This window comes from Thermoflexus sp. (assembly GCF_042408365.1).
Classification (GTDB): domain Bacteria; phylum Chloroflexota; class Anaerolineae; order Thermoflexales; family Thermoflexaceae; genus Thermoflexus.
Map to the genome: position 1 here is coordinate 1 of NZ_JBHOQJ010000078.1, position 7,285 is coordinate 7,285.

Annotated in this window: 7 protein-coding genes; all 7 read left to right on the forward strand. The window is 60.9% G+C overall.

The window, feature by feature from the left end:
- The first annotated feature begins 209 nt into the window (after nt 1-209).
- The 7 genes from ACFMO5_RS03360 to ACFMO5_RS03390 all read left to right on the forward strand — a co-directional run bounded on the left by ACFMO5_RS03360 (nt 210) and on the right by ACFMO5_RS03390 (nt 7,259).
- Nucleotides 210-743: an HD domain-containing protein gene (locus tag ACFMO5_RS03360; protein ID WP_376791351.1), complete on the forward strand. Its 534-nt coding sequence runs from the start codon at nt 210-212 to the stop codon at nt 741-743.
- 356 nt (nt 744-1,099) lie between these two features.
- Nucleotides 1,100-3,184, forward strand: coding sequence for an elongation factor G (gene fusA / locus ACFMO5_RS03365; RefSeq protein ID WP_376791352.1), 2,085 nt, complete (start codon nt 1,100-1,102; stop codon nt 3,182-3,184).
- 172 nt (nt 3,185-3,356) lie between these two features.
- On the forward strand, nt 3,357-3,767 hold the full coding sequence (locus ACFMO5_RS03370) for an SCP2 sterol-binding domain-containing protein (RefSeq protein WP_295451936.1): 411 nt from the start codon (nt 3,357-3,359) through the stop codon (nt 3,765-3,767).
- 218 nt (nt 3,768-3,985) lie between these two features.
- A complete protein-coding gene (locus tag ACFMO5_RS03375) occupies nt 3,986-5,152 on the forward strand; it encodes an iron-containing alcohol dehydrogenase (protein WP_376791353.1) in 1,167 nt (388 codons plus the stop codon).
- Nucleotides 5,153-5,265: 113 nt separating this feature from the next.
- The gene (gene moaC, locus ACFMO5_RS03380) at nt 5,266-5,754 is read left to right on the forward strand and encodes a cyclic pyranopterin monophosphate synthase MoaC (RefSeq protein WP_376791354.1); all 489 of its coding nucleotides are present in this window, start codon (nt 5,266-5,268) and stop codon (nt 5,752-5,754) included.
- A 146-nt stretch (nt 5,755-5,900) separates the two neighbouring features.
- Nucleotides 5,901-6,632 carry a molybdenum cofactor biosynthesis protein MoaE gene (locus tag ACFMO5_RS03385; protein ID WP_376791355.1) on the forward strand — a complete coding sequence of 244 codons (732 nt, stop codon included), beginning with the start codon at nt 5,901-5,903 and terminating at the stop codon, nt 6,630-6,632.
- A 189-nt stretch (nt 6,633-6,821) separates the two neighbouring features.
- Complete coding sequence (locus ACFMO5_RS03390) at nt 6,822-7,259, forward strand: CBS domain-containing protein (protein WP_299287624.1); 438 nt, start codon at nt 6,822-6,824, stop codon at nt 7,257-7,259.
- The last annotated feature ends 26 nt before the right edge of the window (nt 7,260-7,285 follow it).

Here is a 7,285-nt window from a genome sequence, read left to right on the forward strand (position 1 = left end):
AGCTGGGCGCCAAAGGCGCCCAGCTCGCCCCTAAACCCCATTTCTAATCATAAAGATACAATGGGTTTTATGGGCAAGGCCGGCACCGAAAGCGCCCAGCCAGCTCATCCTTCAGGAGATGCCCCCTCGCGGAGGACGGGCCTCCGGGCTCGCTGTTTATCATCAGGCGCTGGAGCGCCGTTTGGTCATCTCAGCGTCTCGGAGGATAGATGTTCCGAATCCATCATCGCTTCCAACAGTTCTGGTGGGCGATCACCGCTCGGATCCGGGAGGAGGATCGAGAGCTGGTGGAGCGGATCCTGCCTCCCGAGGCTCAGGCTTTGTTCTGGCGGATGTCCCCGGGAGATCAACGACACAGCCTGGCGGTGTTGCGGACCCTGCTGGCGTGGGGGGAGAGGCATCCGGCCTTGTTGAGGGCGGCCCTCTTGCACGATGTGGGAAAGGCAGCAGCGCCGCTGACTCCATGGGAGCGCGCGCTGGTGGTTCTGGGAAACGCGCTGTGCCCGCGGCTCTGGCGCCTCGCGTTCTCTCGGTGGCCGGCGCTCCGTCGATGGATGGAACGGGTGCAGCGATATCAGGCGCATCCGGAGATCGGGGCGGCATGGGCGATCGAAGCGGGCTGCGATCCTCTTACGGTAACCCTGATCCGCCGGCATCAGGATCCCCTCGGTTCGCCTCATCCAGAAGATGACCTGGAGATCCGCTTACTCCGCCGTCTTCAGCAGGCGGATCGGAGGAATTAGCGTGCCGTTGAAGGGCAAGCGGCCGAGGGTGCACGACGCGGCCCTGACCACATCACCAAATTTGGGGGGTTTTCTGGGGTTGGGCCTGGGGCCTTCGGCCCAACCCCCGAAGGATTTTTTCTCCCCTCCCCAAGGGCTGTGGGGAGGGGAGGGGCCATCCGCTCCTGCCACCGCATATCCCCAAAACAAACGCGGATGGAGCACTATTATAATTGGAGCTGTAGATTGGACGTCCACGGGCGGACAGGTCGCCGCGCGCACCCTGTTGGATCGAAGAAACGAACGCTTTAGGGATGCGAGGATCCTCCCGCTCGGGCGAGCGGGTGAACCGCCAACCTTAATCAGGGGGAGGCACGATGAAAGTCTATCGAACGGAATACCTTCGCAACATCGTGCTGGTAGGCCATAACGGGTCGGGCAAGACCACGCTGGTGGAGGCGATGTTGTTCTTGAGCGGGGCGACCACCCGCATGGGCCGCGTGGAGGAAGGCAACACCGTTTCTGACTTCGATGAGGAGGAGATCCGTCGTCGTCTCTCTATTTACACCTCCCTTGTACCCATCGAGTGGTCTGATCACAAAATCAACCTCCTGGATGCCCCGGGTTATCTGGATTTCGTTGGCGAGATGAAAAGCGCTGTCCACGTGGCGGATTGTGCCCTCTTGGTTGTGGACAGTGTGGCTGGTGTGGAGGTGGGCACGGAACAGGCATGGGCGGCACTGGAGGAGCGGGGTCTGCCTCGCATCGCCCTGATCAGTAAGATGGACCGGGATAACGCGAACTTTGAGAACGCTCTAGAAAGTCTGCGCCGGGTTTTCAAAGCGAACTTCGTCTTGATCCAGCTTCCTATCGGCAGCCAAGCGGCGTTCGAGGGAGTGGTGGACCTCATCGCGATGAAGGCGCGCCGGGGTCCGCGGGGAGAGGTCGGCGAGATCCCGCCAGGGCTTCGGGAGGAAGCGGAGGAGGCGCGGATGCGCCTGATGGAAGCGGCGGCGGAAGCCGACGATGAGCTGATCGTGAAGTATCTGGAGGGCGGGGAGTTGACGGAGGAGGAGATCCGACGCGGGTTGAAGGCCGGCTTTCTGGCAGGGCAAATCGTCCCCGTGGTATGTGCGGCTGGCTTGTCGACCGTCGGCGTAGGTCCGTTGCTGGATTTGCTGGTTCAGCTGGCTCCTTCGCCGCTGGAGGCGAAACCGATCCAGGCGCTCCCTGTTTCCAATGGACAGCCGGAGACGGTGCAACCGGACCCCGCAGGCCCCACGGTGGCCTATGTGTTTAAGGTCACAGCTGATCCCTTTGTGGGGAAGCTGGCGTACTTCCGCGTTTTCCGTGGCGTTGTGCGTTCAAACTCCCATCTGTTCAATGTGAACAAGAATCAGGACGAGCGGCTGGCTCAAATTTTCGTGATGCGTGGGAAGGAGCAGATCCCCGTCCCAGAGCTGGTTGCAGGAGATATCGGGGCAGTGCCGAAATTGAGCGTGACCGGCCACGGGGATACCCTGTGTGATCGCAGTTCCTTGGTTCGGATTGCCCCGCCGGTTTATCCGACGCCTTTGTATGCGGTGGCGACGGAGCCCAAGACCAAAGCGGACTCCGCTAAGCTGGTCCCCACACTCCAGCGTCTGTGTGAGGAGGATCCCACTCTCCATCTCCGTCAGGAACCCTCTACTCATCAAACCATTCTGGAGGGGATGGGGGATACCCACATCGATGTAGCGATCCGCCGGGCCTCCACGAAGTTCGGGGTCGAGATCGTGACCAGCATTCCGAAGGTTCCGTACCGGGAGACGATCACCAAGGTGGCCAAGGCCCAGTATCGGCACAAGAAACAGACCGGCGGTGCTGGACAGTTTGGGGAGGTCCATCTCCGAATCGAGCCCCTGCCGCGGGATGGGGGCTTTGAATACGTGTGGGAAGTCTTCGGCGGGGCCATCTCTTCGAACTTCGCCCCCTCGATCGAGAAGGGGATCCGGGGGGTGATGGAGCAGGGGTTGCTAGCAGGTTACCCCATCGTCGATGTGCGGGTGGCGGTTTACGACGGCAAAGAGCACCCGGTAGACTCCAATGATATCTCCTTCCAGATCGCCGGGCGCGAGGCCTTCAAGCTGGCGTTCCAGCAGGCCGGACCGGTCCTCCTGGAGCCCATTATGCAGTTCACGATCATCGTGCCGGAGCAGTTCACTGGGGATGTGATCAGCGATCTCAACACTCGTCGCGCCCGGGTGCAGGGGATCGAACAACAAGGGGACAAGAGCGTGATCATCGCGCTGGCCCCACTGGCCGAGATGCAGCGCTACGCAACCCAGCTGCGCTCTCTGACCCAGGGGCGCGGGGTGTTCCGCATGACATTTAGTCATTACGAGGAGGTTCCTCCGCATATCGCTCAGACCATCATTGAGCAGGCCCGCCGGGAGCGAGAGGCAGCGAAGGAGAAAGCCTGATGCAGCAGGAATAAGCGCGCAGCGCTTCGCCTTTTTCCGAGTTGGGGGCTGGGCACGAGATGTCCGCCCAGCCCCTCGAGTTTCAGATCCCTTTCCTGGTGCACAAGTCCTATGGCCGTCTGGGTTCATGATGTTGGAACCCAGCCCCAACTTCCGCCTCAGGAGGTCATTTATGGGGATTCTTTTTCCATCCGATGCATGGATCAAGGCCCTGATGGAGGAAGTGAATCGCAGCCCAGGCTACGCTGAAGCTGCGAAGAACTGGGAGGGGGATTTTTATTTTGTGGTGGAGCCGGAAGGCCCGTTAACGAAGCCGGTGGTCCTCTACATGGATCTCTGGCACGGCCAGTGTCGGGAGGCCTTTGAAGTGACCGATGAATCGGTTAAAAACCCGGCTTATCGGATGTCAGCGCCTTACTCAGTGTGGAAGCAGGTGATTCAGGGGAAGCTGGATCCGATCCAAGCCTTGGTCACAGGGCGGATCAAGCTCAAGGGAAACATGGTGAATATCATGCGCAATGTGCGCGCGGCGAAGGAGTTGGTGCTCTGTTGCACCCGCGTGCCCACGGATTTTATCGCGTGATCTTTATCCGGTCCTTGTCGGCGCGGGGCGACCCGCGTTGCACGGAGAAAGTTTCTTGACCTCACAGGGTTTCTGTGATTTTGGTCACGGATGGGAGCCTTCAGCGTCCAACTCGCGGCTCTGGGCTCCATCGGAGGGTGTCGAGCGGCGAGGCCGGGGCCCCCTATCATCTGCAACTCCCCAGCCGACCTCTAAGAATCCGAATGAGGTTAAGACCCATGTGGTTCTTTAAAACCCCAGAGATCGTTTTCGGCGAAGATGCGCTCTCTTACTTAGAGCAATTGGAGGGACGACGCGCCTTTGTGATCACGGATCCATATGTGCGGCGCCTGGGCCTGGTCAAGCCCGTGGAGGACCGGCTTCGTCGGGCCGGGTTGGAAGTCCACGTGTTCGACGCTGTGGAGCCCAACCCCACGATCACTCTAGTCCGGATCGGAGCGGATGTGATTCGGGCCTACAACCCGGATTGGATTGTGGCTGTTGGAGGGGGATCCGTGATCGATGCCGCGAAGGCCATCTGGGTGCTCTTCGAGCGCCCGGACCTGGACCCCCTGGCCATCAGCCCGATGGAGCCGCTGGGCCTGCGGCGCCGCGCCCGTTTGATCGCCATCCCCACCACCAGCGGGACAGGCTCCGAGGCCACCTGGGCGATCGTCCTAACGGATCCAGAGGCGCGGCGCAAGCTGGGGGTGGGCTCCCGAGAGAACCTCCCGGATATCGCCATCGTGGATCCGGCGATGGCGATGGAATTGCCTCCTCGCCTGACGGCCGATACCGGGATGGATGCGTTGAGCCATGCGGTGGAAGGCTACGTCAGCACCTGGCGAAACCCTTTCAGCGACGCGATGTGTCTTCATGCAACCCGCCTGATTTTCGCCTATCTTCCCCGCGCCTATCGGAACGGATCGAAGGATCCAGAGGCTCGAACCCAGATGCACTTAGCGGCGACGATGGCTGGCATCGGTTTCGGGAACGCGATGGTGGGCTTGGCCCACAGCCTGGGCCATGCCTTGGGGGCGCGCTTCGATATTCCTCACGGACGGGCAGTGGGTCTGTTCCTTCCCTATGTAGTCGAATTCAACGCCCGCGCCGCCGCGGATCGCTACGCCGACCTCGCCCGGTCGATTGGGTTGTCCAACTTGAACGGCCCGGAGGCCGCTTTTCGGCTTTCCCGCGCCATCTTAGAGCTGCTGGACACCCTGGAGCAACCCCAAACGATCGCCGCATGCGGGATCCCGCGGGATGATTTTGAGGCCGATCTCCCCACCTTGGTGGAGTATGCGCTGGAGGATCCCAGCACTCTGACCAACCCTCGAACGCCCACCGGGGAGGAGGTGGAGCATCTGTTCATGTATGCCTACGAGGGAAAGATGGTGGACTTTTAGCGAAAAGGGGTTATCAGCGTTCGCGGGTTTAAGACGTGCTTCGATCCTTGTAAGATTAAGAAGGGAATAACCCGCGAAAGCAAGGTGTTCCGATCCACGTCGGGGAGGCTCGGATGTTGACCCATTTGGATGAACAGGGACGGGCGCGGATGGTGGATGTGGGGGAGAAGCCGGAAACCTATCGAGTGGCCATCGCCCGGGGGGAGGTATGGATGGGCCCAGAGACCATGGCGGCCCTTCGGGCGGGGACTGTTCCCAAAGGGGATGTGCTGGCCGCCGCCCGGATCGCCGGGATCATGGCGGCCAAGCGGACCTCCGATCTGGTTCCTCTCTGTCATCCTTTGCCCATCACCCATGCCCAGGTGGATTTCGCGCTCCGGGATCCCGATGAAAGTCATCCGTTTCCCTGGGTGGAGATCACAGCGCGCGTGGAGACGGTGGCCCGGACCGGGGTGGAGATGGAAGCCTTGACTGCGGTGACCGTGGCGGCGCTCACGATTTATGACATGGCGAAGGCGCTCGATCGGCGCATGCGCTTGATGAACATCCGCCTGATCGAGAAGCATGGGGGGAAGAGCGGGGATCTCGTCCTGGAGCCCTGAAGGCGGGCGGGGCTTTACCGAGTCGGGGGTCCCAGGGGACCTGCGTCGCCATGGGGTCCTCTGGTTCCTGAAATCTGGAAGGCCGCGGAGAAGGAGGCGATCCGGTTCCATCGGTCAGATCAATCACTCGGCTTGGGGGGATTCGGATGGAAATTCAGATCCGCTTGTTCGCTACTTTGAAGGACCGAATCGGCCGTGAGGTGATCTCCGTCCACGTCCCTGATAGCGCGTCGGTGGCCGATTTGCTACGAGCTGTAGCAGAAGCCTATCCGGCCCTTCAGCCCTATCTTTCTTCAGCGGTCGTGGCGGTCAACCATGAATTCGCCTTTCCGGAAGATGGCTTGCGGCCTGGGGATGAGGTCGCATTGTTCCCACCGGTCAGCGGTGGAGGGGAGACGCCATCGCGACCCGAGATCGTGGCCCTTACGACCGAACCGATCGATCTGAACGCTCTGGTCCGGGCAGTCGCCACCCCACGAACCGGGGCGGTCGCGCTGTTCACGGGGGTTGTGCGGGGCGAGGAGGGGGATCGACAGGTGGAGTTCCTGGAATACGAGGCCTATCTGCCGATGGCTGAGGCCAAGATGCGTCAGGTCCTCGCCGAGATCCGGGAGCGATGGCCTTTGGTCCACGGCATCGCCATGGTGCAACGGGTCGGGCGGATGGCTGTGGGAGAGATTACGGTTGCAGTGGTGGTCTCCTCCGGGCATCGCCATGAAGGGATCTTTGAAGCCGCCCGATATGGGATCGACCGCCTGAAAGAGATCGTCCCCATCTGGAAGAAAGAAGTTGGCCCTCATGGCGAGGTGTGGATTGAGGGCCACTACCATCCCTCGCCCGCGGATACCCTGCGATCTTCGGCGAGTTCGGCGGAATAGCGCTTTACCCACTGATGGGGGTGATACGGCGGAGAGGCAGATGGGCCGCTCCGTCTTCACGGCGTAAGGGACTGTGGAGGGGATATGCTATAAGGGAAGCAGATGGCCCCCAATCCCCCGTTTCATTAGCGCCTGCTTTCTCCGCATGTTATACTGGATTTAGATCCATCCCGTGCCAGGAGGCCTCCCATGGCGAGCGTCCTTAAGCAATACAAAGTGCGGGACTGGATGACTCCCAATCCGATCACGATTTCACCCCGCACCACGTTGCCAGAAGCCCACCAAATCATGAAAGAGAAGCGCATTCGGCGTCTGCCGGTGGTGGATGAGAACGGACATCTCGTTGGGATCGTCACCCTGGGGGACGTGCGGGAGGCTTCTCCCTCCGATGCTACCTCTCTCAGCATCTTTGAGCTCAACTATCTCCTGGCCCGTCTCACTGTGGATAAGATCATGACCCGAAAGGTGATCACGGTTACTCCGGACACACCGATCTATGAGGCGGCACGTTTGATGCTGGAGCATAAGATCGGCGGTCTGCCTGTGGTGGAGAACGGCCGTGTGGTTGGGATCATCACTGAGTCGGACATCTTCAAGATGGTGGTGCGTTTGGCGGCAGAGGAATGAGAGAGAAGAGGTGGACGGCGCGCAAG

Coding starts and splice junctions, on each gene's coding strand:
- ACFMO5_RS03370 (WP_295451936.1), top strand. CDS start 3,357: ATGGGGATTCTTTTTCCATCCGATGCATGGATCAAGGCCCTGATGGAG.
- moaC (WP_376791354.1), top strand. CDS start 5,266: ATGTTGACCCATTTGGATGAACAGGGACGGGCGCGGATGGTGGATGTG.
- ACFMO5_RS03385 (WP_376791355.1), top strand. CDS start 5,901: ATGGAAATTCAGATCCGCTTGTTCGCTACTTTGAAGGACCGAATCGGC.
- ACFMO5_RS03390 (WP_299287624.1), top strand. CDS start 6,822: ATGGCGAGCGTCCTTAAGCAATACAAAGTGCGGGACTGGATGACTCCC.
- ACFMO5_RS03375 (WP_376791353.1), top strand. CDS start 3,986: ATGTGGTTCTTTAAAACCCCAGAGATCGTTTTCGGCGAAGATGCGCTC.
- ACFMO5_RS03360 (WP_376791351.1), top strand. CDS start 210: ATGTTCCGAATCCATCATCGCTTCCAACAGTTCTGGTGGGCGATCACC.
- fusA (WP_376791352.1), top strand. CDS start 1,100: ATGAAAGTCTATCGAACGGAATACCTTCGCAACATCGTGCTGGTAGGC.